The following is a 13,842-nucleotide window of genomic DNA, read 5'->3' on the forward strand; positions in this document are numbered from 1 at the left end:
TACATCCAGCCAGAACAGACGCCATGCTCACACGACACCGGGAACCCATTGCCGCCATTGCCACGGCCCCAGGGCGCGGCGCCGTCGGCATCGTGCGCGTGAGTGGCCAGAATCTGGAACGCCTGATCGTGGCTTTGTGCGGCAACACCTTGAGTCCCCGGCATGCGACCTATCTGCCCTTCAAGGATCGGCAAGGGGCGCCGCTGGACCATGGGCTTGCGATCCACTTTCCGGCCCCCCATTCCTACACCGGGGAGGACGTGCTGGAGTTGCAGGCACACGGCGGCCCGGTGGTGCTGCAGCTGTTATTGGCACGCTGCCTGGAAGCTGCGATGGAGACCGATCCTGCAACAGGGCAGGCCCGCTTGCCCGGTCTGCGTGTGGCCCAGCCAGGCGAGTTCACCGAACGCGCATTTCTGAATGACAAGATCGATCTGGCACAGGCAGAAGCGATTGCCGACCTGATTGACGCCAGCACTGAAGCCGCGGCGCGCAGTGCCAGCCGATCGTTGGCGGGGGATTTCTCGCGCGAGATCCATGTCTTGCGGGACGCCCTCATCCATTTGCGCATGCTGGTGGAAGCGACGCTGGACTTCCCGGAAGAGGAAATTGATTTCTTGCGTAAGGCAGACGCGCAGGGACAGCTGGCAAAGCTGCAACAGCAACTGGCGACGGTGTTGCAGCACGCCCGCCAAGGCGCCTTGCTGCGTGAAGGCATCAAGGTCGTGATTGCGGGCCAGCCTAACGCGGGCAAAAGCTCGTTGCTCAACGCCCTGGCGGGCGCCGAACTGGCCATCGTGACACCGGTGGAGGGCACGACACGCGACAAGGTGCAGCAGACCATCCAGATCGAGGGGGTGCCGTTGCACGTCATCGATACCGCGGGCCTGCGCGACAGCGACGACGAGGTGGAGAAGATCGGCATTGCCCGGGCCTGGGCAGAGATTGAAGCGGCCGATGCGGTGCTGTTCCTGCACGATCTCACACGTGCTGAAACGCCAAGCTACCGCGACGCCGATGCAGCCATTGCCGGTACCCTGGCCGCCAACCTGCCGGTGCGGGTGCCGGTGCTCAATGTCTGGAACAAGACTGATGCCGCCGGTATAACACCTCCGCCGGAGGACCTTGCCATCTCGGCCAAGACCGGCATCGGACTGGATGCGCTGCGGCGCCGTCTGCTGGAGATTGCCGGCTGGCAGGCGGCACCTGAAGGCCTGTACATCGCACGTGAACGCCACGTCCAGGCCCTGTACCGCGTGCAGGCACACCTGGAAATGGCGGCGCAGCACCTGGCTGCTCAGGCACAGTCACTTGACCTGCTGGCCGAAGAACTGCGTTTGGGGCAGAACGCCCTCAATGAAATCACGGGTGAGTTCACGTCCGATGATTTGCTGGGCGTTATTTTTTCCAAATTCTGTATCGGTAAGTAAGAGGGGCTGCGGGAACAGGGCGAGGCCACTAAACTGCCTTGAGGATCCGGCGCAGATGAACGACATGCGTCCGGCAGTACATGAAAGACCGTATGCCCTGGCTCCCCAACTGGTTCGCTAAAAAAACACAAGAGAAGACATCACCGGCAGAAGGCGCGGGGACCAGGCCGCAACCCGGTGCGACGGGACGCCGACAACAACGCATGGAACGGCGCGAGCTGCTGTATGCCGTGATCCGTGAAGCGATGGTCCACGCAGGGGTGTTGACGGCCAGCTACAGCTTCAAAGTACTGTCGCTGGAGCCGCAGGGCGGCCGGTACATCATCATGGTTGATCTGGCGCGCGATCTGGCCTTGGAATCACGCCGGCAGGGCGAAGTGGAAAAGCAGATCGTTCTGCACGCCAAGGCACAGCACGACATCCAGGTTTCGGCCATCTACTGGCGCGTCAATGATCGCCTCAAGGGCATGGCACCCAAGGCGCCCGCAGCGGCTTCGGCGGTGAAAACAACGCCGCGTTTTGAGCCCATCGGAGCAGACGAGGTGGCGGCGCTGAGGCAAGCACTGGCGGTTGGCATGGCGGCGACACAGCCGTCCGGCTTTGAAGATACCGAGGTGATCGTGGCCAAGGACCCCTATCCGGTACTGAGCCGGACCCAGTACGGCGATCTGAACTGAGCCGGCCGTTTCAGGAACCGGCAAAGTCAACCAGGGTGAAGAGCGGCAGACCGGCTGCCCGTAACTTTTGCGAACCGCCCAGCTCGGGCAGATCAACAATGGCGGCCCCTTCCATGACATGGGCGCCCAGTTTCTCGAGCAGTTTCTTGCCGGCGAGCATGGTGCCTCCGGTGGCGATCAGGTCATCGACCAGGAGAACACGGTCGCCGGCCTTGAAGGCATCGGTATGCAGCTCAACCGTGGCGCTGCCATATTCAAGCTCATAGGTCTCTTCGACGGTGGTGAAAGGCAGTTTGCCTTTCTTGCGGATCGGGATGAAGCCGACCGCCAGTTCATAGGCAATGACCGAACCTAGGATGAATCCACGCGCATCCAGACCAGCCACCACATCGGGTCGCATGCTCGCGTCCATGTAGCGGTGCACGAATGCGTCGACCATGACGCGAAACACTTTCGGGTCCTGCAGCAGCGGCGTGATGTCCCGGAACTGCACACCGGGAGCGGGCCAGTTGGGAACGGTGCGAATATGGCGGCGCAGGTAGTCGTTGATGTTGCGGTCTTGCATGGGTCACCTCTAGATCATCGGGTCGTGAATCGTGGTTGTGAGTGCCTGGCCGCGAGGCAGCGCGGCATCAGCCTTTGAGCAGTTGGTCTTCCACCATGGCCAGCGCCTCGGCTCGACCCGAGAGCACCAGTGTGTCCCCGCTTTCCAACAACAGCTCTTGGGCGGGGGCCAGATTTTTGCCGTTGTGGCGGCGCAGGTTGACGACACGGACATCGGGTATCAGCTGCGCCAGAGCGCTGAGCGGGCGGCCGATGACCCGGGCAGCGGCCGGCAGGGTGACGCTGGACAGGCGCTCCTGCGTGCCCTCGTCCGCCGCACTGTCATCGGCGCCGTGGAAATAGCCGCGCAGCAGGTTGTAGCGTGCATCGCGCTGGTCCTGCACGATGCGGATCACGCGCCGCATCGGCACCCCCACCAGCGCCAGGGCGTGGCTGGCCAGCATGAGCGAACCCTCAATGGCTTCCGGCACGACTTCGGTGGCCCCGGCGGCGCGCAGCTTGTCAAGCGCATGATCATCCTGCGTCCGCACGATGACCGGCACCTGCGGTGCATGGGCGCGGACATTGGCCAGCACCTTCATGGCACCCGGCACGTCCAGGTAGGTGATGACGACGGCGCTGGCCCGGCTCAGACCGGCGGCACTCAGCGCCTGCAGCCGAGCCGCATCGCCGAAAACCACGCTGTTGCCCGCAGCGGCGGCTTGGTGGACGCGGTCCGGATCGAGGTCAAGGGCCATGTAGGGAATCTTCTCGCCCTCCAGCATGCGTGCCAGGTTCTGGCCGCAACGGCCGTAACCGCAGATGATGACGTGTTTGCTGGTGTTGATGGATTTGCGGGCGATGTTGGTCATCTGCAGCGACTGCTGCAGCCATTCGCTCGCCACCAGCTTCATCACGATCCGGTTGCTGTAGGCAATCACGAATGGCGTGGCCAACATCGACAGCACCATGGACGCCAGAATGGGGTTGAGCAAGGCCGCGTCCAGCAGGCCTTTTTCATGGGACAGCGACAACAGCACAAAACCGAATTCTCCGGCCTGCGCCAGGTACAGGCCGGTGCGCAAGGCCACGCCCATGGAGGCGCCCATGAGGCGGGTCAGCAGGGTGATCAGCGAGAGCTTGAGCAGCAAGGACGCTGCAATGAGCATCAGCACCAGCGGCCAGCGCTGCAGAAGGATATGCCAGTCCAGCAGCATGCCGATGGTGATGAAAAACAGCCCCAGCAACACATCGTGGAAGGGGCGGATGTCGGTTTCCACCTGCTGCTTGTACTCGGTCTCCGAGATCAGCATGCCGGCAATGAAGGCGCCGAGCGCCAGGCTCAGGCCGGCCAGTTCGGTCAGCCAGGCCAGGCCGAGCGTGACCAGCAGCAGGGTGAGCATGAACAGCTCATTGCTCTTGTGCGGGGCCACTTGCGTGAGGGTCCAGCGCATCAGCCGTTGGCCGCCCATCAGCAGCAGGGCCAGCAGCACCACGGCCTTGAGCAGGGCCAGACCCAGGGCCGTGAACATCTCATTGGCCGGGCTGCCCAGGGCCGGGATCAACACCAGCAATGGCACCACGGCCAGATCCTGGAACAGCAGGATGCCCATGACGCGTTTGCCATGCTCGCTTTCCAGCTCCAGGCGCTCGGCCATCAGCTTGACCACAATGGCGGTGCTGCTCATGGCCATGACGCCGGAGAGCGCCAGCGCCGTCTGCCAGCTGATCTTCCAGAGCGACGGCAGCAGCCAGTTCAGCACGAAAGCGCCCAGCACGGTGAGCACCATGGTCAGCAGCACCTGCAGCAAACCCAGGCCGAACACATGGCGGCGCATTGAGCGCAGCTTGGGCAGGTTGAACTCCAGACCGATGGCGAACATCAGGAACACCACGCCAAATTCGGCCAGGTGGCGCACGCCCGCGGAATTCTGTGCCAGCGCCAGTGTATTGGGGCCGATCACAACACCAACCACCAGATACCCCAGCATTGGGGGGAGTTTCAGGCTGCGGAACACCACAACACCGAGCACGGCGGCCAGCAGGTAGATCAGGGTGAGTTCAAGTGCACTCATACCCGGATACTAGCAAGCGCAGGCCTGCCCGATAAAATCACAGCATGACCCCACCCAAAACCCAGGACCGGCCGTTCGACGCCGACAAGGCCTTGCAGCTCGCCCGCGAAACGTTGGAGATCGAAGCGGCCGCCGTGCTCGGTCTGCGCCAGCGCATCGGTGATGATTTTGCCAAGGCGGTCGCGCTGATGCTGCGGGTGGAGGGGCGCGTGGTGGTCATGGGCATGGGCAAGAGCGGCCACATTGGCCGCAAGATGGTGGCAACGCTGGCCTCCACCGGGACCCCCGCCATGTTTGTCCATCCGGCCGAAGCCAGCCATGGCGACTTGGGCATGATCAAGACCACCGACCTGGTGCTGGCCATTTCCAACAGCGGGGAGTCGGACGAACTCACCGCCATCCTGCCGGTGCTCAAGCGCCTGGGGGTTCCGTTGATCGCGATGACGGGTCATCTGGACTCGACGCTGGCGCGGCATGCCGACCTGGCGCTCGACAGCGGTGTCGAGAAGGAGGCCTGCCCCCTGAACCTGGCGCCGACGGCCAGCACCACGGCCCAGCTGGCGCTGGGAGATGCCTTGGCGGTCGCTCTGCTCGATGCACGCGGCTTCAAGGCGGAAGACTTTGCACGCTCCCACCCCGGTGGCGCGCTGGGGCGCAAGTTGCTGACCCTGGTGGAGGATGTCATGCGCAGCGGCGAGGCGGTGCCGAAGGTGGGGCCGGCGGCAGGCTTCAGCGAGGTGATGCGTGAGATGAGCGCCAAAGGCCTGGGCGCCACCGCGATCGTCGACGGACAGGACCGGGTGCTGGGCATCTTCACCGACGGCGACCTGCGCCGCCTGCTGGAAAAGGGCGTGGATCTGCGCACCGGTTCCGCGGGGCAGTTCATGCACCCTGATCCAGTCACCATCACCGCGGATGCGTTGGCGGTGGAGGCGGCCGAGCTGATGGAGCAGCGACGCATCACCAGCGTCCTGGTGGTCGACGCCGAGGGGCGCCTGTGCGGGGCCCTGAACAGCAACGACCTGATGCGAGCCAAGGTGATCTGATGACGCCGGCACTGAACTTCTCCCCCGAACTGTTGCTCAAGGCCCAGGGCATCCGTGTCGCCTTCTTTGATGTCGACGGTGTGTTGACCGATGGCGGCCTGTATATCTCCGAGGCCGGCGAGACGCTCAAGCGTTTCAACACGCTTGACGGGCACGGCCTCAAATTGCTGCAGCGTGCCGGTATCACGCCGGCGGTGATCACCGGGCGTGACAGTCCGGCCTTGCGCGTGCGCCTGCAGGCGCTGGGCATCGTCCATGCGCACTTTGGTACCGAGGCCAAGCGACCGGCGGCAGAGCAGGTCCTGCAGACCCTCGGCCTGGACTGGACGCAGGCCGCCGCGATGGGCGACGACTGGCCCGATCTGGCCGTCATGCAGCGTTGCGCCTTTGCTTGTGCGCCGCTCAATGCGCATGCGGAAGCACGCGCCGTGGCCCACCACGTGACACGGGCCCGTGGCGGAGACGGTGCCGCACGCGAGTTCTGCGACGTGCTTCTGGTGGCGAGCGGCCGCTATGCGGACCTGCTTGCGGAGTGGCAGCAGTGATCCGCTTGCTGCGCGCTGCCTGGGATCGCGTGTCGATCTACCTGCCCATCATCCTGATGGGCGTGCTGGCACTCGGGACCTACTGGCTGGTGCGCAGCACGCCCGTGTTCGAGGCGCCCGCACCGGACCAGCCGCCCAGGCATGAGGCGGATTACTTCATGCAGAAGTTTTCGGTCAAGACCTTCGATGCCTCGGGCCGCCTGAAAAGCGAGATCTTCGGCACCGAGGCGCGTCACTATCCGGACACCGATACGCTGGAGATCGACAAGGCACGCATCCGCTCCTTCAGCGACAAGGGGCGACTCACCACGGCCACCGCCAACCAGGCGCTCACCAACAGCGACAACTCGGAGGTGCAGCTCATCGGCAATGCCCTGGTGGTGCGCGACGCCTTCGTGGAAAAATCGGGCGAAACGGTCCCGCGCATGAGCTACCACGGGGAGTTCCTGCATGCCTACATGGACACCGAGATTGTCAAATCGCACAAGCCGGTCGAGTTGACGCGTGGCAACGACCGGTTTACGGCCAACAGCATGGAGTTCGACAACATCGATCAGATCATGCAGTTGCGCGGCCGCGTGCGCGGCACGCTGGTTCCGGACCCCAAGAAATAAGCCGGATGCCCAAGCTGGTCTTCATCACCGGCGCCTCCAGCGGCCTTGGCCAGGCGTTGGCCAAGCGGTTTCACCAGGCGGGTTACCGGCTGGCGTTGGTGGGGCGGCGCACACAGGAGATCAAATCGTGGTGCGACCGTCTTGGAATAAGCGCGAGCAGCTATCAAATCTATAGCGCCGACGTGGCGGACATAAACAGCATCGTTGCGGCCGGGCGTGCTTGCCTGGCGGCCCAGGGGGTGCCCGATGTGGTGGTAGCGAATGCCGGCATCAGCATCGGCATGGACACGGCCGAACGCTCGGATCTGGACGTGATGGCGCAGATCCTGGCCACCAACAACATCGGCTTGGCTGCCACCTTCCATCCTTTCATTGATGCGATGGTCCAGCGGGGTTCCGGCCGGCTGGTGGGCATGGCCAGCGTATCCGGCATCCGCGGCCTGCCCGGGCATGGTGCCTACTGTGCCAGCAAGGCCGGCGTGATCAGTTATTGCGAAAGCCTGCGTGGCGAACTGCGCGCCAGCGGCGTGAAGGTGGTGACATTGAGTCCGGGCTACATCGACACCCCGCTCACACGGCAGAACCGCTATGCCATGCCCTTTCTGATGAGCGCCGACGCCTTTGCCGAGCGCGCCTACCGGACGATCGAGGCCGGCGCAAGTTACCGCGTGATCCCGTGGCAGATGGGTGTGGTGGCCAAACTGCTGCGCTTGTTGCCCAATGCCTGGTTCGACCGTCTGCTGGCCGGTCGGCCGCGCAAACATCGCCGTTCAGGCCGCTGAAAAAGCAAAAGGCTCCCGAAGGAGCCTTGCTGGCAACGTCATGCCTGACGACGTCGCGGATCAGTAACCGCGCCGGCCACCGCCACCGCCGCGCGGGTTGCCATAAGGGCTGCGGAAACCACCGTCACCACCTTCGTTGCCGCCGCCGTAACCGCCACCACCTCCCCCGCCGTAACCACCGCCGCCGCCTTCACGCCGGCCACCACCGTAGCCACCCCCACCGCCGCCGCCGCCATAACCGCCGCTGCGCGGGGGGCGTGGCTCCATCGGGCGCGCCTCGTTGACCACCAAGCTGCGACCGCTCAGTGGCTGGCCATTCATGCCATTGATGGCGGCTTGTGCCTCGGCATCGCTGCCCATTTCGACAAAGCCGAAACCCTTGGAGCGGCCGGTGTCGCGCTCCATCATGACCTTGGCGCTGGTCACCGTGCCGAACTGGCTGAAGGCTTGCTGCAAATCTTCGTCTCGCACCGAATAAGGCAGGTTGCCGACGTAAAGTTTATTGCCCATGCAGGGACTCCTGAAAAACTAAAAAACGAGCGATGGAGTCCCTGAAACGCAATCAGTGTGTAGTCAACGATGCGAATTCGACAGATCACCGCAATCCAGTGCGAGGCCTCCTAGCCGCCGCGATTCGGTTTTTGCCATAGAAATGTTTTTCACACAAGTGGGGTTGGCGCTAGGGGGTGGGTGGGCGGCAGGCATGAAAAAAGGGCCACAAGGGCCCTTTTGGATGCAAGCAGCGAATCGATGCTTAGTAGTTGCGGCCACCGCCGTAACCACCACCGCCGCCTTCGCGACGACCGCCGCCGTAGCCGCCACCGCCACCACCGTAGCCGCCACCATTGCCGCCGCCGAAGCCACCGCTACGGGGGGGACGCGGCTCCATCGGGCGCGCTTCGTTGACCACCAGACCACGGCCGCCATGCTGCTGGCCGTGCATGCCGCTGATCGCAGCTTGTGCTTCGGCATCGCTGCCCATCTCGACAAAACCGAAGCCCTTGGAACGGCCGGTGTCGCGCTCCATCATGACCTTGGCGCTGGAGACGGTGCCGAACTGGCTGAAGGCCTTCTGCAGGTCGTCGTCGCGGAAAGAATAGGGCAGGTTGCCCACGTAAAGTTTGTTGCCCATGAAGGGACTCCTCAAAAAGACTCAAGTAAGGCGATGGAGTCTGATAGCCGCGAGCAACAAACCATTGAAGACTTAAAGCAGACGCAAAACCGACTTAATCACCGCAAATTCATACCGCCGTTTTACGGCGATATGCAACCATTATGCGCGAATCCAAGAAAAATACTCAAATAAATCGCCAATCCATGCGCCCAAACCATGAAAAATGGCTGCAAACGCACAACAGGCGCTCATTTTCGATGAGCGCCCCCTGATTACCAGTTGGCTTCGCGGTCCGGGGTGGCACCGATCCGGTGGATGGACAGGTCGGCGCCGTTGAACTCCTCTTCCTGGCTCAAGCGCAAGCCCAGCGTGAGTTTGAGCAGCCCGTAGACGACGAACCCGCCTGCCAGCGCCCACACCACCCCCAGGGCGGTACCGATGAACTGGCCGCCGAGAGTGATGCCCCCCAACCCACCAAGCGTCTTGCTGCCGAAGATGCCGGCGGCCAGGCCGCCCCAGGTGCCGCACAGACCGTGCAGCGGCCACACGCCCAGCACGTCGTCGATCTTCCATTTGTTCTGGGTCAGCGTGAACATGACGACAAAGATGGCGCCGGCGATGCCGCCCACCACCAGCGCACCCAGCGGGTGCATCAGGTCGGAGCCGGCGCACACGGCGACCAGGCCGGCCAGCGGACCGTTGTGCACGAAGCCGGGGTCGTTTTTGCCCAGCAGCAGCGCCACCAGCGTGCCGCCCACCATGGCCATGAGGGAGTTCACAGCGACCAGACCGGTGATCTTGTCCAGTGTCTGTGCACTCATGACGTTGAAGCCGAACCAGCCGACCACCAGGATCCAGGCGCCCAGTGCCAGAAAAGGAATGCTGGAAGGCGGGTGGGCCGACATGGCGCCATCCTTGCGGTAGCGATTGCTGCGCGCCCCCAGCAGCAGCACGGCCGGCAGGGCAATCCAGCCACCGACGGCATGCACCACCACGCTGCCGGCAAAGTCGTGGAACTCCTCCCCAGTGAGGGCCTTGATCCAGGCTTGAACGCCAAAGTGCTGATTCCAGGCAATGCCTTCGAAGAAGGGGTAGACCAAGCCGACGATGGCGGCCGTCGCGATCAACTGCGGCCAGAACTTGGCGCGCTCCGCAATGCCGCCGGAAATGATGGCCGGAATGGCGGCAGCAAAGGTCAGCAGGAAAAAGAACTTGACCAGCTCATAACCGTTCTTGGCCACCAGTTGCTCGGCGCCGATGAAAAAACTGGTGCCGTACGCGACCGCATAGCCGAACAGGAAATAGACCACTGTGGAGACGGAAAAGTCGACCAGGATCTTGACCAGTGCATTGACCTGGTTCTTGCGCCGCACGGTGCCAAGCTCCAGAAATGCAAAACCAGCGTGCATGGCCAGAACCATGATGGCGCCAAGCAGGATGAACAGGACATCCGCGCCCTGTTTGAGTGCTTCCATGAGAACCCCTCGTAATGAAATGCGTGTTTTTGGTGCAAAAAAACGGCGTTTGCCGAATTGCACCAAGATAAAGCAAAAAACGAGCCAGATATGCGCCACGTCTGTGCAGTCCATGCACCAGAACGTGCGGTGGATCACTGTGTCGGACCCGTTACCATCGACGCCATGGAAGCATTTCTTGTTTCAACTGGCATTGTGACCCTGGCCGAAATGGGTGACAAGACCCAGTTGCTGGCCCTTATCCTGGCAGTCCGGTTCCGCAAACCCTGGCCGATCGTGCTGGGGATTCTGGTGGCCACCCTGGCCAACCATGCACTGGCCGGGGCGGTCGGCACCTGGGTGACCACCGTGCTCGGGCCCGATGTACTGCGCTGGGTGCTGGGCGCTTCGTTCATCGCCATGGCGGTCTGGATGCTGATTCCGGACAAGATGGACGATGAGGGCGAAACCGGCCAGCCGCCGCGGCTGGGTGTGTTCGGCACCACGTTGGTGGCATTTTTTCTGGCCGAAATGGGTGACAAGACGCAGATCGCCACCGTCATGCTGGCGGCGCAGTACCACGCCTATGTCTGGGTGGTGGCGGGCACGACGCTGGGCATGATGCTGGCCAATGCGCCGGTGGTCTGGCTGGGCGAGCGCATGACGCGCCGGGTGCCGATCCGGCTGGTGCACCTGATCAGTGCGGGCATCTTCGCCGTGCTGGGCGGCCTCACCCTGCTGGGCTGGGGCTAAAGGTCACGCGGGATCCTGTTTGGCCTTGCGGCCGTAGATGACGTAATAGGTCAGCCCCACCAGCACGCTGCCGCCGACCAGATTGCCGGCGATCACCGGCAGCAGATTGCCCAGCATGCCGCTCCATGTGACCGGCGCAGTGGCCGCCAGATGGGCCGGGCCGAACTGCTGCAACAGCATGGCCAGCGGCATCAGGTACATGTTGGCAATGCTGTGCTCGAAGCCGGCCGCCACAAAAGCCATGATGGGCGGCACCACCGCCACGGCCTTGTCCACCACGCTGCGCCCGGCCATGGCCATCCACACCGCCATGCACACCAGCACATTGCACAGCACACCGCGAAAGAAGGCCTGTATGGGCGACAGATCCTGCTTGGCCAGCGCGATCTTCACTACCTGCTGGCCAATGGCGCCGCCATTCAGATCCGTGTGGCCACTGGCGAACACCAGCAGTGCCAGCCCGGCGGCGCCGATGAAATTGGCTACGCAGACCAGCAGCCAGTTGCGCAGTACGTCAAGGCTGCTGATGCGGCCATCGGCCCAGGCCATGGCCAGCAGGTTGTTGCCGGTGAACAGCTCGGCCCCTGCCACCACGACCAGCAAGAGGCCGAGTGAGAACACCAGTCCGCCGACGATGGCGCTGGCCGCAAAGCCCAGCGAGGCATCGGACTTCACCAGCACGAACAGCATGGCGCCTAGGCCGATGAAGGCACCAGCCAGCATGCCCAGCATCAGCAGCGGCAATGTGGCCAAGCGAGCCTTGGTCACGCCGATGGACTCGATGCGTTGGGCGATCTCGCTCGGGGCGTAGGCATCGGAACCATACAGTTCATTGGTGTTGGCCATGGGCTCTCCTGATCGTCCGGACTTGGACTTATACTAACTCCAGCGCCGATTTGAACCCGATTGCGGGCGCCGGAACCCTGGAGTTCCGAAGTTCAGCTAAAGAGGCAAGTGTTTCTTTCATTTGAGACCCGGCCGAGCTGAAGCTATGCCGGGTTTTGTTTTTTGAAGCACTGAGCGATGTTGATTGCCAAGCCCCAGTCGATGCAGTTTGATGCCGCCCTGCCCTTGCAGAGCGGCGCGAGCATTCGCGGCTATACGCTGGCCTACGAGACCTACGGCACGCTCAACGCCGACAAGTCCAACGCGGTGCTGATCTGCCACGCGCTCAACGCCTCGCACCATGTGGCCGGTGTCTACGAGGGCCAGGACAAGAGCGAAGGCTGGTGGGACAACATGATCGGCCCGGGCAAGCCGGTCGACACGAACAAGTTCTTTGTCATCGGCGTCAACAACCTCGGCTCCTGCTTCGGCTCCACCGGGCCGATGCATGTGAACCCGGATACCGGCCGCGTGTACGGTGCCGATTTCCCGGTCGTGACCGTTGAAGACTGGGTCAACGCCCAGGCCCGTCTGCTCGATGGCCTGGGCATCCAGACCCTGGCCGCCGTCATGGGCGGCAGCCTGGGCGGCATGCAGGCGCTGTCGTGGACGTTGCAGTACCCGCAGCGTGTGCGCCATGCCGTGGTGGTCGCCAGCGCGCCCAACCTGAACGCCGAGAACATTGCCTTCAACGAGGTGGCACGCCGTGCCATCGTGACCGACCCGGATTTCCATGGCGGTCATTTCTACGAACATGGCGTCATTCCGAAACGCGGCCTGCGCATCGCGCGCATGATCGGCCACATCACGTATCTGAGCGACGACGTGATGAACGAGAAGTTTGGCCGTGAACTCCGTAGTGCCGTCGGCGGCGCGGCGCGCGAAGGTTATCAGTACACCACGCAGGACATCGAGTTCCAGATCGAGAGCTACCTGCGTTACCAGGGCGACAAGTTCAGTGAGTACTTCGACGCCAACACCTACCTGCTGATCACGCGGGCGCTGGATTATTTCGATCCGGCCCGTGCGCATGGCGGCGACCTGAGCCGGGCGCTGGCGGTGGCGCAGTGCAAGTTCTTGCTGGTGAGTTTCAGCACCGACTGGCGCTTCTCGCCCCAGCGCAGCCGGGAGATCGTCAAGGCCCTGCTCGACAACCGGCGCGACGTCAGCTACGCCGAGATCGATGCGCCGCATGGGCATGATGCCTTTTTGCTGGATGACCGGCGTTATATGGGCGTGGTCAGCTCCTATTTTGATAGCATCCTGAGAGAGATGAAGGTCCCCTCGGGGCGCAGTGCGGCAGACGCAGTAGCAAGCGTGGGGGTCAACCATGTCTGAGCGCAGCACAATGGAAGCCATCGCCAAACTGGTGCCCGAAGGCTCGCGTGTGCTTGACCTCGGTTGCGGCGATGGTGCCCTGCTGGCGCATCTGCAGACCGAGCGTGGCTGCAGCGGCTACGGCATCGAGATCGACGATGCCAACGTCCTGGCCTGCGTGCAGCGCGGTGTCAACGTGATCCAGCTCAACCTGGATGAGGGCCTGTCGATGTTCGGCGACCAGAGCTTCGATGTGGTGCTGCAGATCGACACGCTGCAGCACCTGCGCAATGCCGAAGTGGTGCTGCGTGAAACGGCGCGCGTGGGCCGAACCGGCATCGTAGCTTTTCCCAACTTTGCCCATTGGCCGAACCGCCTGAGCGTGCTGCGCGGCCGCATGCCGGTGACGCGTCGCCTGCCCTACCAGTGGTACGACACACCCAACATCCGCGTCGGCACCCAGGCGGATCTGGAGGTGCTGGCGCAACGCAACGGCTTGAAGATCCTGGACAGCTTCGGCATCCACAACGGCCGTGCCGTGCGCTTCGCGCCCAACCTGCTGGCCAGCACCGCGGTGCTCAAGTTCTCGCGTTGACAGGAAGCACCC

The 13,842-nt window shown here is 63.3% G+C and carries 15 protein-coding genes; 9 read left to right on the forward strand and 6 right to left on the reverse strand.

Features of this window, described 5'->3' with window-relative positions; translation table 11 throughout:
- The first annotated feature begins 23 nt into the window (after positions 1-23).
- The gene (gene mnmE, locus CDE01S_RS07255; protein WP_066705424.1) at positions 24-1,430 is read left to right on the forward strand and encodes a tRNA uridine-5-carboxymethylaminomethyl(34) synthesis GTPase MnmE; all 1,407 of its coding nucleotides are present in this window, start codon (positions 24-26) and stop codon (positions 1,428-1,430) included.
- A 203-nt stretch (positions 1,431-1,633) separates the two neighbouring features.
- Positions 1,634-2,107: a hypothetical protein gene (locus CDE01S_RS07260; protein ID WP_066705425.1), complete on the forward strand. Its 474-nt coding sequence runs from the start codon at positions 1,634-1,636 to the stop codon at positions 2,105-2,107.
- 10 nt (positions 2,108-2,117) lie between these two features.
- On the opposite strand, the gene CDE01S_RS07265 is transcribed toward CDE01S_RS07260, so the two are convergent.
- Positions 2,118-2,672: an adenine phosphoribosyltransferase gene (locus CDE01S_RS07265; protein WP_066705427.1), complete on the reverse strand. Its 555-nt coding sequence runs from the start codon at positions 2,670-2,672 to the stop codon at positions 2,118-2,120.
- Positions 2,673-2,739: 67 nt separating this feature from the next.
- A complete protein-coding gene (locus CDE01S_RS07270) occupies positions 2,740-4,725 on the reverse strand; it encodes a monovalent cation:proton antiporter family protein (RefSeq protein ID WP_066705428.1) in 1,986 nt (661 codons plus the stop codon).
- Positions 4,726-4,769: 44 nt separating this feature from the next.
- Here CDE01S_RS07270 and CDE01S_RS07275 point away from each other — a divergent pair, with 44 nt between their 5' ends.
- The 4 genes from CDE01S_RS07275 to CDE01S_RS07290 are packed head-to-tail and all read left to right on the forward strand — an operon-like array spanning position 4,770 to position 7,712.
- Positions 4,770-5,771 (forward strand): KpsF/GutQ family sugar-phosphate isomerase, encoded by a 1,002-nt coding sequence (locus CDE01S_RS07275; RefSeq protein ID WP_066705430.1) that lies wholly within the window; start codon positions 4,770-4,772, stop codon positions 5,769-5,771.
- Positions 5,771-6,316, forward strand: coding sequence for a KdsC family phosphatase (locus CDE01S_RS07280; RefSeq protein WP_066705431.1), 546 nt, complete (start codon positions 5,771-5,773; stop codon positions 6,314-6,316). The genes CDE01S_RS07275 and CDE01S_RS07280 overlap by 1 nt, the downstream gene beginning before the upstream one ends.
- Positions 6,313-6,930: an LPS export ABC transporter periplasmic protein LptC gene (lptC, locus tag CDE01S_RS07285; RefSeq protein ID WP_066705433.1), complete on the forward strand. Its 618-nt coding sequence runs from the start codon at positions 6,313-6,315 to the stop codon at positions 6,928-6,930. The genes CDE01S_RS07280 and lptC overlap by 4 nt, the downstream gene beginning before the upstream one ends.
- 5 nt (positions 6,931-6,935) lie before the next feature.
- Positions 6,936-7,712 carry an SDR family oxidoreductase gene (locus CDE01S_RS07290; protein WP_066705434.1) on the forward strand — a complete coding sequence of 259 codons (777 nt, stop codon included), beginning with the start codon at positions 6,936-6,938 and terminating at the stop codon, positions 7,710-7,712.
- A gap of 60 nt (positions 7,713-7,772) precedes the next feature.
- Here CDE01S_RS07290 and rbp (CDE01S_RS07295) read toward each other — a convergent pair whose 3' ends face one another.
- The 3 genes from rbp (CDE01S_RS07295) to CDE01S_RS07305 all read right to left on the reverse strand — a co-directional run bounded on the left by rbp (CDE01S_RS07295) (position 7,773) and on the right by CDE01S_RS07305 (position 10,301).
- On the reverse strand, positions 7,773-8,222 hold the full coding sequence (gene rbp / locus CDE01S_RS07295; RefSeq protein WP_066705435.1) for an RNA-binding regulator: 450 nt from the start codon (positions 8,220-8,222) through the stop codon (positions 7,773-7,775).
- Between the two features lie 244 nt (positions 8,223-8,466).
- Positions 8,467-8,844 carry an RNA-binding regulator gene (gene rbp, locus CDE01S_RS07300; protein ID WP_066705436.1) on the reverse strand — a complete coding sequence of 126 codons (378 nt, stop codon included), beginning with the start codon at positions 8,842-8,844 and terminating at the stop codon, positions 8,467-8,469.
- A 254-nt stretch (positions 8,845-9,098) separates the two neighbouring features.
- A complete protein-coding gene (locus CDE01S_RS07305) occupies positions 9,099-10,301 on the reverse strand; it encodes an ammonium transporter (protein ID WP_066705437.1) in 1,203 nt (400 codons plus the stop codon).
- A 165-nt stretch (positions 10,302-10,466) separates the two neighbouring features.
- Between CDE01S_RS07305 and CDE01S_RS07310 the strand changes: the two genes are divergently transcribed.
- Positions 10,467-11,033: a TMEM165/GDT1 family protein gene (locus CDE01S_RS07310; RefSeq protein WP_066705438.1), complete on the forward strand. Its 567-nt coding sequence runs from the start codon at positions 10,467-10,469 to the stop codon at positions 11,031-11,033.
- A 3-nt stretch (positions 11,034-11,036) separates the two neighbouring features.
- On the opposite strand, the gene CDE01S_RS07315 is transcribed toward CDE01S_RS07310, so the two are convergent.
- Positions 11,037-11,879 (reverse strand): formate/nitrite transporter family protein, encoded by an 843-nt coding sequence (locus tag CDE01S_RS07315; protein ID WP_066705439.1) that lies wholly within the window; start codon positions 11,877-11,879, stop codon positions 11,037-11,039.
- A gap of 177 nt (positions 11,880-12,056) precedes the next feature.
- On the opposite strand from CDE01S_RS07315, the gene metX reads away from it, so the two are divergent.
- Entirely contained in the window at positions 12,057-13,256 is a 1,200-nt protein-coding gene (metX, locus tag CDE01S_RS07320; RefSeq protein WP_066705440.1) for a homoserine O-succinyltransferase MetX, read from the forward strand.
- Positions 13,249-13,830: a methionine biosynthesis protein MetW gene (metW, locus tag CDE01S_RS07325; protein WP_066705442.1), complete on the forward strand. Its 582-nt coding sequence runs from the start codon at positions 13,249-13,251 to the stop codon at positions 13,828-13,830. The genes metX and metW overlap by 8 nt, the downstream gene beginning before the upstream one ends.
- Positions 13,831-13,842: the final 12 nt, after the last annotated feature.

The sequence above is a fragment of the Curvibacter delicatus NBRC 14919 genome (assembly GCF_001592265.1).
GTDB classification, from domain to species: domain Bacteria; phylum Pseudomonadota; class Gammaproteobacteria; order Burkholderiales; family Burkholderiaceae_C; genus Hylemonella; species Hylemonella delicata.

Bases quoted from the DNA above. Each gene is read 5' to 3' on its own strand.
- mnmE (WP_066705424.1), top strand. From the start codon at position 24: ATGCTCACACGACACCGGGAACCCATTGCCGCCATTGCCACGGCCCCA.
- CDE01S_RS07260 (WP_066705425.1), top strand. From the start codon at position 1,634: ATGGAACGGCGCGAGCTGCTGTATGCCGTGATCCGTGAAGCGATGGTC.
- CDE01S_RS07265 (WP_066705427.1), bottom strand. From the start codon at position 2,672: ATGCAAGACCGCAACATCAACGACTACCTGCGCCGCCATATTCGCACC.
- CDE01S_RS07270 (WP_066705428.1), bottom strand. From the start codon at position 4,725: ATGAGTGCACTTGAACTCACCCTGATCTACCTGCTGGCCGCCGTGCTC.
- CDE01S_RS07275 (WP_066705430.1), top strand. From the start codon at position 4,770: ATGACCCCACCCAAAACCCAGGACCGGCCGTTCGACGCCGACAAGGCC.
- CDE01S_RS07280 (WP_066705431.1), top strand. From the start codon at position 5,771: ATGACGCCGGCACTGAACTTCTCCCCCGAACTGTTGCTCAAGGCCCAG.
- CDE01S_RS07290 (WP_066705434.1), top strand. From the start codon at position 6,936: ATGCCCAAGCTGGTCTTCATCACCGGCGCCTCCAGCGGCCTTGGCCAG.
- rbp (WP_066705435.1), bottom strand. From the start codon at position 8,222: ATGGGCAATAAACTTTACGTCGGCAACCTGCCTTATTCGGTGCGAGAC.
- rbp (WP_066705436.1), bottom strand. From the start codon at position 8,844: ATGGGCAACAAACTTTACGTGGGCAACCTGCCCTATTCTTTCCGCGAC.
- CDE01S_RS07305 (WP_066705437.1), bottom strand. From the start codon at position 10,301: ATGGAAGCACTCAAACAGGGCGCGGATGTCCTGTTCATCCTGCTTGGC.
- CDE01S_RS07310 (WP_066705438.1), top strand. From the start codon at position 10,467: ATGGAAGCATTTCTTGTTTCAACTGGCATTGTGACCCTGGCCGAAATG.
- CDE01S_RS07315 (WP_066705439.1), bottom strand. From the start codon at position 11,879: ATGGCCAACACCAATGAACTGTATGGTTCCGATGCCTACGCCCCGAGC.
- metX (WP_066705440.1), top strand. From the start codon at position 12,057: ATGTTGATTGCCAAGCCCCAGTCGATGCAGTTTGATGCCGCCCTGCCC.
- metW (WP_066705442.1), top strand. From the start codon at position 13,249: ATGTCTGAGCGCAGCACAATGGAAGCCATCGCCAAACTGGTGCCCGAA.